General features: G+C 43.3%; 12 protein-coding genes and 1 pseudogene. 5 read left to right on the top strand and 8 right to left on the bottom strand.

Annotated features, from left to right (window positions below):
- Nucleotides 1-34: 34 nt before the first annotated feature.
- The gene (locus tag MAS10914_RS0113340) at nucleotides 35-1,414 is read left to right on the top strand and encodes an aldehyde dehydrogenase (RefSeq protein ID WP_017316439.1); all 1,380 of its coding nucleotides are present in this window, start codon (nucleotides 35-37) and stop codon (nucleotides 1,412-1,414) included.
- Nucleotides 1,415-1,526: 112 nt separating this feature from the next.
- Here MAS10914_RS0113340 and MAS10914_RS0113335 read toward each other — a convergent pair whose 3' ends face one another.
- The 3 genes from MAS10914_RS0113335 to MAS10914_RS30125 all read right to left on the bottom strand — a co-directional run bounded on the left by MAS10914_RS0113335 (nucleotide 1,527) and on the right by MAS10914_RS30125 (nucleotide 3,084).
- Nucleotides 1,527-2,117: a sulfite oxidase-like oxidoreductase gene (locus tag MAS10914_RS0113335; RefSeq protein ID WP_017316438.1), complete on the bottom strand. Its 591-nt coding sequence runs from the start codon at nucleotides 2,115-2,117 to the stop codon at nucleotides 1,527-1,529.
- A gap of 160 nt (nucleotides 2,118-2,277) precedes the next feature.
- Entirely contained in the window at nucleotides 2,278-2,454 is a 177-nt protein-coding gene (rpmF, locus tag MAS10914_RS0113330) for a 50S ribosomal protein L32 (RefSeq protein ID WP_017316437.1), read from the bottom strand.
- A gap of 81 nt (nucleotides 2,455-2,535) precedes the next feature.
- Nucleotides 2,536-3,084 (bottom strand): hypothetical protein, encoded by a 549-nt coding sequence (locus tag MAS10914_RS30125; protein ID WP_017316436.1) that lies wholly within the window; start codon nucleotides 3,082-3,084, stop codon nucleotides 2,536-2,538.
- 366 nt (nucleotides 3,085-3,450) lie between these two features.
- Between MAS10914_RS30125 and MAS10914_RS0113320 the strand changes: the two genes are divergently transcribed.
- Nucleotides 3,451-5,232, top strand: coding sequence for a caspase family protein (locus tag MAS10914_RS0113320; RefSeq protein ID WP_017316435.1), 1,782 nt, complete (start codon nucleotides 3,451-3,453; stop codon nucleotides 5,230-5,232).
- A 56-nt stretch (nucleotides 5,233-5,288) separates the two neighbouring features.
- On the opposite strand, the gene MAS10914_RS0113315 is transcribed toward MAS10914_RS0113320, so the two are convergent.
- Both MAS10914_RS0113315 and MAS10914_RS34940 read right to left on the bottom strand, forming a co-directional pair.
- Complete coding sequence (locus MAS10914_RS0113315) at nucleotides 5,289-5,663, bottom strand: Mo-dependent nitrogenase C-terminal domain-containing protein (protein WP_017316434.1); 375 nt, start codon at nucleotides 5,661-5,663, stop codon at nucleotides 5,289-5,291.
- 532 nt (nucleotides 5,664-6,195) lie between these two features.
- The gene (locus tag MAS10914_RS34940) at nucleotides 6,196-6,378 is read right to left on the bottom strand and encodes a hypothetical protein (protein ID WP_017316433.1); all 183 of its coding nucleotides are present in this window, start codon (nucleotides 6,376-6,378) and stop codon (nucleotides 6,196-6,198) included.
- Between MAS10914_RS34940 and MAS10914_RS32800 the strand changes: the two are divergent.
- A pseudogene (locus MAS10914_RS32800) lies at nucleotides 6,378-6,512 on the top strand (anion transporter); the annotation flags it as partial. The gene MAS10914_RS34940 and the pseudogene MAS10914_RS32800 overlap by 1 nt on opposite strands.
- Nucleotides 6,513-6,747: 235 nt before the next feature.
- Here MAS10914_RS32800 and MAS10914_RS0113300 read toward each other — a convergent pair.
- From MAS10914_RS0113300 to MAS10914_RS0113290, 3 genes are all read right to left on the bottom strand, one after another.
- The gene (locus tag MAS10914_RS0113300) at nucleotides 6,748-8,520 is read right to left on the bottom strand and encodes a ribonuclease J (RefSeq protein WP_017316431.1); all 1,773 of its coding nucleotides are present in this window, start codon (nucleotides 8,518-8,520) and stop codon (nucleotides 6,748-6,750) included.
- A 308-nt stretch (nucleotides 8,521-8,828) separates the two neighbouring features.
- Nucleotides 8,829-9,713, bottom strand: a complete 885-nt coding sequence (dapA, locus tag MAS10914_RS0113295; protein ID WP_017316430.1) for a 4-hydroxy-tetrahydrodipicolinate synthase — start codon at nucleotides 9,711-9,713, stop codon at nucleotides 8,829-8,831.
- 205 nt (nucleotides 9,714-9,918) lie between these two features.
- On the bottom strand, nucleotides 9,919-10,959 hold the full coding sequence (locus MAS10914_RS0113290; protein ID WP_017316429.1) for an aspartate-semialdehyde dehydrogenase: 1,041 nt from the start codon (nucleotides 10,957-10,959) through the stop codon (nucleotides 9,919-9,921).
- A 936-nt stretch (nucleotides 10,960-11,895) separates the two neighbouring features.
- Here MAS10914_RS0113290 and tig point away from each other — a divergent pair.
- Entirely contained in the window at nucleotides 11,896-13,356 is a 1,461-nt protein-coding gene (tig, locus tag MAS10914_RS0113285; protein WP_017316428.1) for a trigger factor, read from the top strand.
- A gap of 255 nt (nucleotides 13,357-13,611) precedes the next feature.
- The gene (clpP, locus tag MAS10914_RS0113280) at nucleotides 13,612-14,307 is read left to right on the top strand and encodes an ATP-dependent Clp endopeptidase proteolytic subunit ClpP (RefSeq protein WP_026082536.1); all 696 of its coding nucleotides are present in this window, start codon (nucleotides 13,612-13,614) and stop codon (nucleotides 14,305-14,307) included.
- Nucleotides 14,308-14,316 lie beyond the last annotated feature (9 nt).

The following is a 14,316-nucleotide window of genomic DNA, read 5'->3' as shown; positions in this document are numbered from 1 at the left end:
GGGTGAGTTCATTTGAGCTACCAAGGACAAAAAGATGATTACTCAAGAATTATCAATTACCGATATTATCCGCAAACAACGTGATTTTTTTAAGACTGGTCAGACAAAAGACATTAATTTTCGACTTGAACAACTGAAAACTTTAAAACAAGCAGTCAGTGAGAATAAAGAAGCGATTATCAACGCATTAAAAGCGGATTTGAATAAACCAGAATTTGAGAGTTATGCTACAGAAATTGGAACAATCCAAGAAATTGACTATGCTATCAAACACATCAAAACTTGGACTAAACCTCAGAAAGCACCAGTTTCCCTGCAACTATTTCCCGCTTCAGCAAAAATTTATCCTGAACCGCTAGGAGTGGTTTTAATTATTGCTCCTTGGAATTATCCGTTTCAATTAATTATCTCACCGTTGGTAGGTGCTATTGCCGCAGGCAACTGTGCTATTCTCAAACCTTCAGAACTTGCACCCCACACCTCTCGTCTTGTCAGTGAGATGACGGAAAAATATTTCGACCCGGCATATATTACTGTGGTAGAAGGAGGTGTGCAAACAAGTCAACAATTACTTGCTGAAAAGTTTGACCACATCTTTTTTACTGGTGGTACGGCTGTGGGCAAAATAGTTATGGAAGCAGCTGCAAAACACCTGACACCTGTGACTTTGGAATTGGGCGGCAAAAGTCCTTGCATTGTAGATTCTGACATCAATATCGAACACACCTCCAGACGCATTACTTGGGGCAAATTTCTCAACGCTGGACAAACTTGTATCGCACCTGACTATCTTTTAGTTGATAAAAAAATCAAAGCAAATTTATTAGATGAAATTCAAAAACGCCTGCAAGAATTTTATGGAGACAATCCAGCCAAGAGTTCTGATTATGCAAGGATTATCCATCAAAAACATTTTGACAGGTTAGTTACCCTCTTGAAAGATGGCGAAATTCGCATTGGGGGAGAAACCAATCCTTCGGAACTTTATATTGCTCCGACAGTGCTTGATAATGTCTCCTTGACAGACTCCGTCATGCAGGAAGAAATTTTTGGTCCGATTCTTCCTGTGATTGAATATACGGATATAACAGAAGCGATCGCCCTAATTAACTCTAAATCAAAACCCTTGGCTTTGTACTTATTTTCTAATAACAAAAACCTGCAACAACGAGTCTTGCAGGAAACCTCATCTGGTGGAGTTTGTATCAACGACACAGCGATGCAGTATGCTGTTTCATCTTTACCATTCGGCGGTGTGGGTGATAGCGGAATTGGTAACTATCACGGTAAATTCAGCTTTGACACCTTTTCCCATTACAAAAGTGTCCTGCACAAATCTTTTCTGCTGGACTTCAAATGGTTATACCCTCCCTATGAGGGCAAATTGTCTACACTGAAGCGAATTATTGGTTAACAGTTAGGAGTATGCGTGAAGAGTGAAGAATAAAAATTGATAATTCATAACTTCTAATTTAATGTAGAGACGCGCTAAATGAAAGCCTCTCTACAACTAAAACCCAAAACCACTAACTATAACGTTCTTCCGCCCAGGGTTCACCACGGCGATGATAGCCATTGCGTTCCCAAAAACCCGATTCCTCGCGTTCTAGAAACTCCAAACCATTAATCCACTTGGCACTTTTCCAGGCGTAGAGGTGGGGAACGACAAGCCGCAATGGACCACCATGTTCTGCTGGTAACGCCTCTCCAAAGACTTTAAAGGCAAAGAAGTTTTCTTCGCGCACAAAGTCTTCCAATGGGAGATTAGTAGTATAGCCACCGTAGCAGTGTTCCATAACGTGAACTGCTTTGGGGTCTACCTCAATGAGTTTCATAAAGTCTGTAACCTTGATACCAGTCCACTTGACATCAAGTTTCGACCAGCGCGTGACACAGTGGAAATCTGCTGTGAATTCGTGCTGCGGAAGCGCCATGAAGTCAGACCAGGTAAAGGTTGCTCCTTTTGCCAAACCCCATACCCGAAACTCCCATTCGTCGATGCTAACTTGAGGAGTAGCACCGTAGGTTAATACAGGAAACCCCTTAGCCAAATACTGACCCGGAGGAACGCGTTCGCCCTCTTGTTTTGTAGCCTTTTGAAAAAATTTTCCTACCATAAGTTGCAGAAAAATAACTTTTCTGAATAGACTTTAATTTTTATAGGGTTATTTGGTAATCAGTCGTAGGTTATAGCTAGTCATTAGTCAATAGTCATTTAGTCAAAGGACTGTAGACTTTTGACTATGGACTCTTGACTATGGACTTTTGGCTGAGGAATTATGATTCCTCTTCATCCTCTTCTTCAGCTGATGGATAGACAAATGTAGAACGTCCAGTCAAAATAGACTTGCCCAAAGAAAGAGCTTTCTGAGCTTGAACTGTGGCTTTGTGCCTCCATGTAGCTCGACGTTTGTCTCGTTTAGACTTGGATGTTTTCTTCTTAGGAACAGCCATAGCAACGGGTACTGCAAATTTAGACAACCTTTTTATTCTAAAGCATAGAAACAAATGCAGTTAGCAATTGGGTAGAAATCTCTATTTTGTGGGTTGCGTCGCTGGTGCAGCAGGTGCTGTTTGAGGGGGAACATTTATCGGTTCAGTTCTTACGCTTGGATCAACAGCAGAAGGTTGAGGTGTAGCTGGGGGGGTATTGGTGATCCCAGGTTGACCGGAAGAAGGTGTGGTGAAGTTTTGTCCAAAAAAGAGCAACGATCGCGCCGTTTTGAAGTAAGTTGCCCAACGTTGCGGGTCGGGGCGAGTACGCCATTGAGGACGACTGACGTCTAATGCTAGAACTGGTGCAACTGTTCCATAATTTTGCACGGAAACGACTATCGAAACATCTGTTACTAAAATATCTTGGTCAAAGCTACGTTGAGCCGCAGATCTTGCAGCAGCCTCTGCCCTTCGGAGTAAGGTTTCGTAGTTTTCTTCTGCTAATCTGTCGATAGAAAGGTCAACTCTAGCGGTATAAGCTTGCACCACCTGGGGGGTGATTGCTTCGGTCGCTAACCAAAAAGGAAACCCAGAACTCAGCAAAAATACAGCAGAACCTTTCCGGATTTTCTTGCCAATGAACGGCATAAATTGAATGAACGTTTTTAATGGATTCCTGACTGCAAAGAGAAGGGTGCATGATTGCTGATAGACATAAATCCTCCTCATCATTTCTTAGCTCCTCACTGATAATCTAGTATTGGGATTTACAAAAGGATGAAGTATAAAGGATGAAAGATCAGAAATTTTATACTTCATATTTCTGGCTTTTGCCGTCAGTAGATACTTCATGCTTTTGCCTTCAGTTCATACTTGATACTTCATCGTTCAGGTGACTTCTGCTCTTGAGATTCAAAGAGAATCACCTAGACTATTAGACATAGGTTAGCCTTGTTTTTTTCACAAAGCCAACCACTATCTTAGGCACGTACACAACGAGTAACAAAAAGCGCGATGGCAAATAACTGGGCGGTCGCAATTGGCATCAATCAATATCAGTTCTTTCAACCTTTAGGTTGCGCCCAAGCAGATGCCGAGGCGGTCAAAAATTTTTTGATGACAGAGGGTGGTTTTTTGCCGCAACAATGTCTGCTGATGACAGAGACTTCGCCACCGCAGGGAGATAGATCTACCTATCCCACGAAAGAGAATATTTTGCTGTTACTTGAAGATTTTGCTGCTGCTTGCTGGCGACCTCAAGACCGATTGTGGTTTTTCTTTAGCGGTTATGGTGTCAACCACAAAGGACAAGATTACTTAATGCCAGTGGAAGGCGATCCCAAGCGTATTCAAGAGACAGGTATAGAAGTAAGAGCGTTAATGCAAAGTCTGCAAGTTGCTGCCCTCGACGCATTGCTATTGTTGGATATCAACCGTGCTTTTGGCACTCACGCAGATGCTCCCGTAGGGAAAGAAACGATAGAACTAGCCAAAGAACTACAAATTCCCATTATTCTTTCTTGCCAGCCAGACCAATTTTCTCACGAAAGTAGCGAACTAGGTCACGGATTCTTTACAGCAGCTTTGTTAGAAGCCCTGCGTTATGCTGATGGCAGTCATTTGGCAAATCTAGAAAGATACCTGAGTGTTCGCACTCCAGAACTATGTCAACACTACTGGCGTCCCACACAAAACCCTATCACTGTTTTTGTTCCCACTCCGGTGGTTATCTCATCGCCATTGGAGGAGAAAAAGGACAAGGGGGTCAGGGGAAACCCAGACAAGGAGGTGTTTGCGTCTTTTTCTTCCCCGACTCCCCCAACTTCCCCGACTCCCCCAACTTCCCCGACTCCCCAATCTCCCCCGACTCCCCAATCTCCCCCGACTCCTCCAACTTCCCCAACGCCCCAATCCCCCCAACCCCATAAAGGGTCATTAAACAACCAATTTTTGCCGCAGATTCTACTGTGGAGTACAGGTGTTATGCTGGTTCTGTGCTTAATCGTGGTTGTTTTGTTCCGCGATCGCGCAGGATTGAGATTAGCACAGACATTGTCAGCATCCTCCAAGACTGCTACTGGTAATACAAAGGTTGTCAAGGCGTCACCAAAACCCAACCCGACACCATTACCTACCGTACCAGCCCAACCAACAATCCAAACAATCCCTCAAGTCTCTCCAAGTCCTGACGAATCCAAACAGCGGACTCAAGCACTATTGGACTTGGAGAAAATGTCCCTGAAACCAACTCAAGCTAGTGATTTGAGGTTGGCGATTAATACGGCTCGTAAAATTCAGCCTAGTGAACCGCAGTATACACAGGCTCAGGACAACATCAAGATTTGGAGCCGCATGATTTTAGATTTAGCTCAAGGTCGTGCTAAACAAAGAATGTATGCAGATGCTATCTCCGCTGCACAATTAATCCCCCAAGACCAATCTCTATACACAAAAGCACAAGCATCTGTTAAGCAGTGGCGGCTAGAGGCAAAACAATATGTCAGCAATTTAACCCTTATAGATGCTGCTGTTGGCTTAATCCGTTCTGAACATGCTTCCACTTACAATCGCGCTATAGAAGTTGCCAAGAAAGTCCCACAAGGTGAACCAGGCTTTGATATTGCTCAAAAATCTATCAACACTTGGAGTGGACAAATTTTGCGTCTTGCCAAAAAGCGAGCTGCCCGAAGAGAGTTCAAAGCTGCAATTGCAACCGCTGTTCTAGTTCCAGAGGGAACAGTCGCATACAAAGAAGCGCAGAATGCAATTGCAGATTGGCAAAAAAAGATTCAGTAGTATTTTTGGATAGTTGTTAGTTGTTGATTATTCCACTAACAACTATCCAGTGTTGATTAGCAGTACTGTGTGACATCCTCGCCACATTCATCTGCTAGATAGCACAGTGCTCGAAAACGTAAGCCAACCACTTCTTCATATACGGGGTTAAGCTTACACATTGGCGGAATATGAAACAGGGTTTTCCCAAATAATTTCACATCGCGCTCAAAAGGACACTGGGAAGGAATCACCTTGCACAAGCGATGAGCAAGTTCGCGATCGCGAACTTGAAAATTCTCTAACCAATTGCGTATGGGTTGGAGAATATCATAGTAAGGTTTGGCGGAAGGACGGCCTAGCTGGGTTTCTTTAACGACATCTTGTGCTTGATTTATCGATACCCAGCTTGCCAGGAAAATGTTTCTTGTGGTATTATTGTATACCTTCATGGTTCACTCCTCTATTCGATTGAGGGTCTTGGCGTGCCTGATGAACATCTACAATATTGCCAAGACTTATCCCGGAAGAATCTTGTCCTGACTGAGATGCAATCTGATGATCTAAGTCGTCTGATGATTAAGTAGCTACTGGCATCAGAACCTGTTCTATATTACGTCAAGTTAACAATAATTTCCTTTTCCTCAGATGTATGATATGAATTTCTTCCTTATAACTTGACGCATATAAAATTGTAATTAAAACATCTACCTTTGGGTAGAGGTAAATGTTACATTTACAAAAACTTCATGACGAAATTTTATAGCAGTATTTATTCGTAAGTAGAAATGCTAGGATTTTGCTATCACGCAGTCATTAGCTATGAGCTAAATTGCGTAAATTCTACCTACTTTTACCGCAACCTCTAAATATTACATCCTTACCACCAAAAAAATACTTATATGTAAGAGAGGCTAAGTGGGAGATATATAGAATAAAAGAAAGAAAATTTGGCGATAATCGCGAATTACCATTTTTTAAAAGCTAATTTTCAGTTATTTGACCCATATTCTCACTCACTGTTTGAAAGTGGTAATCTTTCATGGGAATATGAGTAATTTTGCTGATCGCTGTATCGCTGCTGTCAATAGCTTGATAAGTTTGTGATTCTTCTGCAACAATTTGCAATCTATGGCGTACTGGGGCTGACTTACCTCGGGTGAGCACTGGACTATCTTCCAGGTTTACGCATGAACCGTGCCACAATTGCCCTAGTTGGCTCTGCGTTTCTCATTGCTTTGGGTGTTGTTAGATTGCAAGAAGCAGGGAATGCGATTGATGCCACCACCATTGTGTTTCTGTGAAGCATGATGGTCTTGAATGCTAACCTATCCTTTGCTAGATTTTTCCCGCTAGCACTGTTCAAAGGTTTTTATTGTATTGGTGAAAACTTTCAGTAAAGATTCGTCATTTAGAAATAAATGAAGCAGAAACCAAGTTTCTTCAAGAAACCTGGTTTCTTTGCTCCATGACTACATCCTTAGTTAGGCTTCACTATCGTTCAACCCAACCAAAGAACTTAGGACTCAATACTTTTTACGATGCAACTTGAGCCGCAGTACGGGTGCGACGCCTTCTACCGTCAGCAACTTTTACTGGTGGTTCATCAGGAATTTGCATCAGCAAGGTAACAGATGGTTGACAATGCAGTTCCTTTCGCAGCGAGCGTGCTAGTTCCCGCTCTAAATGCTCTTGCAATCCAGCCCACTCTACCTCTTGATTGTCGCCATCACTAGACTGGGCAAATTCTGACCAGCGAATACTGAGGATTTCTTCAATCCGCTGTTGTACCCACTTTTGCAACAAGGAGCGATCTAGGCTGGTCACTACCCCTCGCAGGTGAATTTCTGGCTTTGCCATCAGCTTGCCATTCCAATCTATCGCCGTCGCGATTGTCACAATACCTTCTTCTGCCATACGTTGCCGTTCTTGCAGTACTTTGGCGCTGACCATACCAGTACCGGAAGTATCTACCAGTTCCAAACCTGATGGCACTTTACCAGCAACACGGATTGATTCATCAGTGAGTTCTACGACATTCCCATTGTGAATAATGACCATGTTTTCAGCGGGAATACCCATGCTTTGAGCCGTTTCGCTGTGCTTGACCAGCATCCGATGTTCCCCGTGAACTGGCAGAAAGAACTTGGGTTTAGTCAGAGCAATCATCAGCTTTTGGTCTTCCTGACATCCATGACCGGAAACGTGAATTCCTTTATCCCGACCATAGACAACCTTTGCCCCCTGCATCATCAATTTATCTATGACGGTGACCACGGCGATTGTATTTCCCGGAATTGGGTTGGCTGAAAATACTACCGTGTCTCCTTGTCGGATTCTGATGTGGGGATGTTCTTGATTGGCAATGCGCGTCATTGCCGACATTGGTTCACCTTGAGAACCCGTTGTCAAAACCAGCACATTTTCAGCTGGTAAATTGCGGACAGTATGCAATGGCTGAAGGAGATTATCATCACACTTGATGTAACCTAGATTGCGGGCGTGGGCAATCAAATTCAGCATGGAACGCCCTACCACGGTGACGACTCGGTTGTACTTCTGTGCCAGCTGCAAAATCATGTTAATGCGATGCACGCTGGAAGCAAAGGTGGTCACAAACAGTCGCCCAGTCGCTTGAGTGAAGACCCTTTCTAGATTTGGATACACGGAACGTTCTGAAGGCGTGAATCCTGGTACTTCTGAGTTAGTCGAGTCGCTCATCAGACAAAGTACGCCTTTTTCGCCGTGTTCGGCTAGCCGTTGCAAGTCAAAATGCTCGCTATCCACTGGAGTGTGGTCAATTTTAAAATCCCCAGTGTGAATGACCACACCAAGAGGAGTATGAATTGCTACCGTGAAACTATCAGCGATGGAGTGAGTATTGCGAATATACTCCACCAAAAAGTTTTTGCCAATCCGCACCATATCACGGGGTTGAACTGTTCTTAATTCTGTGCGATCGCGCACCCCCGCTTCTTCCAATTTGCCTTCTAGCATTGCCAGTGCTAGTCTAGGACCGTAAATCACGGGAATTTCAAACTGCTTCAGATGAAAGGCTATCCCACCGATATGGTCTTCATGACCGTGGGTCACAATCATGCCTTTGATTTTGTGGCGATTTTCCCGTACATAGGTCATGTCTGGGAGAACAATATTGACTCCGTGCATCCCGTCTGTGGGAAAAGCCAAGCCTGCGTCTAATAAGATAATTTCGTCGTCATACTCAAAAACACAGGTATTTTTACCAATCTCATGCAAACCGCCCAACGGAATAATTTTTAGGGCGGCTAAAGATTCGTTTTTAGCCATTTTCTCCTTAGATTGTTCTTTGATCGTTAAAAATGTGAAATTTAGAAATTGTTCTTTGTCGTTAAAGATGTTGAATTTAACGGTGTTGTAAAACTGACGAGACAAGCAGTCTATGAAATCAGTTAGAAAACAACTGAATTTTTCTCAAATGTTCAATTGTTGTTTAATTAATTGGGCTTTAAAAGCTCAAAATTCATAATATGTTTAGTTGTTTTACAGGATTTTTACCTGCAACCTGGTAAAATTAAGCACAAACTTTTTATAAAAATTTTCAGCCACCTAGTCCGTAACTCTTTCGCAAGTTCCTGCTAAATTAGACCTATTTCTTTGAGAACTACCTCTAATTTTCGACTAATTTCTGAGTCATCTTCGCAGAGTGGCGGACGAGTTGAGCCAACCTCCCAACCTAAAAGTTTCAGTGCTTTCTTGGCTGGGATGGGGTTTGTCGTTGCAAATAAAGCTTTAAACAAAGGGAAGAGTTGGAGATGTATTTCCCTGGCGACTTGAGTTTGACCCGAATCAAAGGCGTGGATCATCTTTTGTAGTTGGTTTCCTACCAGATGAGAAGCCACACTGACGACACCCTTTGCCCCTATTGCTAGCAAAGGCAAAGTCATGTAATCATCACCAGAGTATATCTGGAATTGTTTTGGCGTCAAGCGACGGATTTCACTTGCCTGGTCTATGTTGCCGGTAGACTCCTTAATTCCGACAATGTTGTCAATCTCTGCTAACCGAGCAACTGTTTCTGGTTGAAGATTTTGACCAGTACGACCAGGGATATTGTATAACAGCACTGGTAGGTCGGGCGTAGCCTGAGCGATTGCTTGAAAGTGCTGATATAGCCCGGCTTGCGGGGGTTTGTTGTAGTACGGAACAACGTGCAGTGCGCCATGTACTCCTATTTTAACCGCCTTTTGGGTAGCGGCAATTGCTTCTTTAGTGGAATTGGAGCCACACCCTGCTATCACAGAAGCTTTTCCTGCCACTGCCTGCAACACCACACAAAACAACTGGTATTCCTCCTCCCACGTTAGGGTAGGCGATTCTCCCGTGGTGCCACATACCACGATTGTATCCGTACCGTTGTCAGCTAGATGTGCTGCCAGTGCTGCTGCTACATCATAATTCACACTACCGTCTTCTTTAAACGGCGTAATCATAGCGGTTAGAACTCTGCCAAAATCTACCACCCTCTTTTCACTCCTAAATATTCCTTTTTGTTCTTCCTTTTTTTGTGCTTGGTGGTTTTATATTGTCATAACCTATCTGACTATGACTTTCAAGCGTAACTTACGCATTAGCCCTCTGTTCTGCGTTTTTTGTCATCTGTCATCTGTCATTTGTGCTTTGCTTGGTTGTTAGATGTTGCTTGCTCTACTAACCACTCATTGCTAACTAATGACTCATAACGACCGCAGGTTTTAGCAGATTTTTTTCTACTAATAACTCAGCAACTTGTATTGCATTCAAAGCTGCGCCTTTACGGACTTGGTCGCCACATAGCCACAGTTCTAAGCCGCACGGGTGAGAAATATCCTGACGAATTCTTCCTACCAAAACTTCATCTTGACCTGTCGCTTCAATTGGCATGGGAAAATGATTTGCCTTCCAATTTTCCACCAATTTCACACCAGGTGCTTGACTTAGAATTTCTCTCGCCGCCTCAGGGCTAAATGGTACCTCAAATTCTAGGTTAATCGCTTCTGAATGGCTACGTAGTACGGGAACCCGTACACAAGTTGCAGTAATTCTTATATCCTGAGTCCCAAATATTTTACGAGTTTCGTTAACCATTTTCATTTCTTCCTCGCAGTACCCTAAATCGTTCAGCGGGGAGTTATGCGGGAATACATTAAACGCCAATGGATATGGAAAGACTTCAGCAACAGGTTGCCTACCTTCTAAAATGGCACTTGCTTGGATTTTCACTTCTTCCATTGCCTTAGCACCAGCGCCACTAGCAGATTGGTAAGTTGCGGCAACAAGGCGCTGCACTGGTAAAACTTTATGTAGGGGCCACACTGCTACTGCCATCAAAATTGTCGTACAGTTGGGGTTAGCGATAATACCTTTGTGGTCAGATGCAGCTTGCGGATTCACTTCTGGAACTACCAAAGGAACTTCTGGGTGCATCCGAAATGCGCTAGAGTTATCTATCACCACAGCACCAGCCGCAACAGCTTTTGGTGCCCAAGTTTTTGATGTGGAACCACCTGCACTTGCCAGCACCAAATCCACATTCTCAAAGGCTTTTTCGCTCACAGGCTCTACTGGCAACTTATCTCCCTTAAAAGACAGTGTTCGCCCTGCACTGCGTTCTGACGCCAACAACTTTATATCAGAAACGGGGAAATTACGCCTTTCTAATAACTCTAGCAACTCTTTACCAACAGCACCAGTCGCTCCCAAAATAGCTACACAGTAGGATTTAGACAAATTGGCTTCCTCCTTTGATGTTATGTGCAATTTCTTCTAAGAATTTAAAGTTTAAATGGCAATACTAGACACTAAATAATCCTTTTAATAAGCTTTTGATTATTTTTAGCCAATAATTGTAATTCTTAATTTAATACATTTATTTTGTTGCTTATGCTGATTCATGTGGCAATTTACAATAATTTATTACTCAACCTCAGATACTATTAAAATTCACATTATACAGCAGACTACCTTCCGAATGTTTCGATAACACAAGCTTCTCCAATCTTGACTGAAGACAAGAATTCTGCATATAAGATCTGTTGTCAAGATGATTGGTGTACTATGATCCAAATGGACTGGAACTAGCAAGCCGGTAGACCGACCTATTCCCCAAGGCAGATAGCCCCAACGTTACAACTTTGGCGTGCCAACTGCTGCTTGAGAACCAGGATATCACGGTGTTAACCCTTTGGTAAAAAACAATTTGGAGTTTAAATTGGTAAACTAGTTTGCGCTAAAGTGTCAAGAACTTTTACCAACCAAAGGTCTAAGGATAAAAGATGAAGAAAGGATGAAGGATGAAGTCAGAAGGAATAAGCAGGATAAAAACTCCGTGGAGAAAAGCTTCAGGCATTGTATTATCCTTGTCTAGATCCCCCCGATGCATCCTTGTGGATACTTCTAACTAGGGAGACATAATTAAACATAAAATGCATCTGCCCAGAGAGTAGATAGGATAAGCCTTTTCCCTTCTGCCACACCACTTGCTTTATGCAGGCGTTGCCTTGACTACAGTGGCTCCTCTGCCTTCTACTTAACTTCGTACTTCACACTTATTGCCTTCAAGTAGATACCTTTCATCCAAGTCAGGAAAGTTTAACTTTTAAGACGCCATAAATGGTGTCAGCTCGTAATAGTAAAAAGAAATACCAAAATAGATAGAGACGAAGCATGAAAGTCACCCAGGAAAAACTTCCCGCCAGTCAAATTGGTTTAGAAATAGAGATTACGCCAGAAAAGACCAAGGAAACTTACGAACAAGTTATTAAAAACCTCGCCAGTACTGCAAACATTCCTGGATTTCGCAAAGGCAAGGTGCCTCGGCAAATATTGCTACAACGCCTTGGCGGAACTCGAATCAAGGCAACTGCGTTAGAAGAATTAATTCAAGATGGCATTGAGCAAGCGCTCTTACAAGAAAAAATCCAGGCGATTGGTCAACCGCATCTGCGCTCTTCGTTTGATGAATTGATTAACAATTATGAACCTGGAAAACCCCTAACATTTGCCGCAGCTGTAGACGTGGAACCAGAACCCAATCTGGGAGAGTATACGGGCTTGCAATTCAAAGCCGAGGAAGTTAAGTACGAGCCAGAGCAGGTAGACAAAGTCTTAGAAAACGAACGCCAAGAAATGGCGACGTTAATTCCTGTAGAAGGACGCCCAGTACAAATAGGTGATGTTGCTGTCGTCGATTTTAAAGGTGTTTTGGCTGCCTTTGAGGGTGAAGACGAAACAGGCGAACCCCAGCCAATACCTGGCGGCGAAGCAACTGATTTCCAATTAGAGATGCAGGAAGATAAATTCATTCCTGGTTTTGTTGTAGGGATAGTGGGAATGAATCCTGGAGAAACCAAAGAAATCTCAGCGACGTTTCCAGACCCTTACGTAAACGAAGAGTTAGCGGGAAAACCTGCTGTTTTTACAGTAACCCTCAAAGAGGTGAAGGAAAAAGAACTGCCGGAATTTAATGATGACTTTGCCCAAGAAGTCAGCGAGTACCAAACTCTGGACGAATTACGAGCTTCTTTGGAAGAGCGCTTTCAAAAAGAGGCTGAACAAAAAACAAAAACGAACAAGCAAGAGGCTCTGTTGGCTGAACTACTTAAGCAAGTAGAAATTGACTTGCCAGAAACGATGATTCAGCAGGAAGTCGATGCAATGCTGACGCAAACAGCCATGAGGCTTTCTCAACAGGGTCTTGATATTAAGAAATTGTTTACCCAAGATGTGATTCCCCAGTTGCGAGAGCGTTCTCGCGGTGAAGCAATTGAGCGCATAAAGCGTTCTCTGTCGCTCCGGGAAATCGGCAAACGCGAGTCCATCCAAGTGTCAGAAGCAGAAATCGCCGCTAGAGTCCAAGAATTAATGGAGCAGTACTCGGAAAAAGATGTTGATGAGGAAAGACTGCGTGAAGTCGTAGAAAACGAAATGTTGACCGAAAAAATCATCGACTGGCTTTTGGAACGCTCAACAGTTGAATTGGTAGCTGAAGGTTCTTTGAGTCCAGCAGAAACTGAGACTGAAGAAGATACAGTAGCCGAGCCAGTTGCAATAACTGAAACAGCAGAACAAACACCCCAAACTATTGCGGAAAGCTTGCCACAAGACACACCAACAGAGGGAGAATAGATCATGAGGGGGATAAGGGGAACAAAGAGAATTTTCCTCCCCCTATTGCTCTTACAACAGTCCCTCAGGTAGAAGTTTAAAAAAATTTAAATAAGTAGCTGCCCACGTCACTGCCTTGGTTTGATACTGTTTTACACGATAGGAATTTATATAAGGCATAATGGTTAACACATAGCTATATCAAAAATCAGGTTCCTGAACAAGGCAGCAGTTGCTGTCTCGATCATTGTTACACTTAGTGTCAAACGTTCTTTTATGGTTGTATCGCAGTCGGGAAACTACCAAGTTAACAGCTTGAGTGACTTTAAACTTTACTCCCTCAACAGTCCTAGCAACATCGTCCCGATGGTGGTAGAACAATCCGGTGTGGGAGAACGGGCTTTCGACATCTATTCCCGCTTGCTACGGGAGCGGATTATTTTTTTAGGAACGCCAATAGACGATGCCGTTGCCAACTCAATTGTTGCCCAGTTGTTGTTTCTAGACGCTGAAGATTCAGAAAAGGACATTCAACTGTATGTTAATTCTCCCGGTGGCTCCGTGACAGCAGGCATGGCGATTTATGATACCATTCAGCAGATTCGTCCTGATGTGGTAACGATATGTTTTGGATTAGCCGCAAGCATGGGGGCGTTCTTGTTAGCAGCAGGAACGGCTGGTAAACGAATGTCTCTTCTTGATTCCCGGATCATGATTCACCAGCCACTGGGTGGTGCACAAGGGCAAGCCGTTGACATTGAGATCCAAGCCAGAGAAATTCTTTATCATAAATCTAAGTTGAATCAGTTACTGGCGACTCATACTGGTCAACCATTAGAAAGAGTCGAAGCCGATACTGAGCGTGATTTCTTTATGTCGGCCCAAGAGGCGAAAAATTATGGGTTGATTGATCAGGTCATCTCCAGGCAAAATCTTCCCTCTCCAGGGGAAAACGTCACCATTCTGAAATAAGAGGCTGGT

This window comes from Mastigocladopsis repens PCC 10914, assembly GCF_000315565.1.
GTDB classification, from domain to species: domain Bacteria; phylum Cyanobacteriota; class Cyanobacteriia; order Cyanobacteriales; family Nostocaceae; genus Mastigocladopsis; species Mastigocladopsis repens.
Note: the sequence above shows the minus strand (reverse complement) of the source record. Positions and strands in the feature narration are given on the sequence as shown.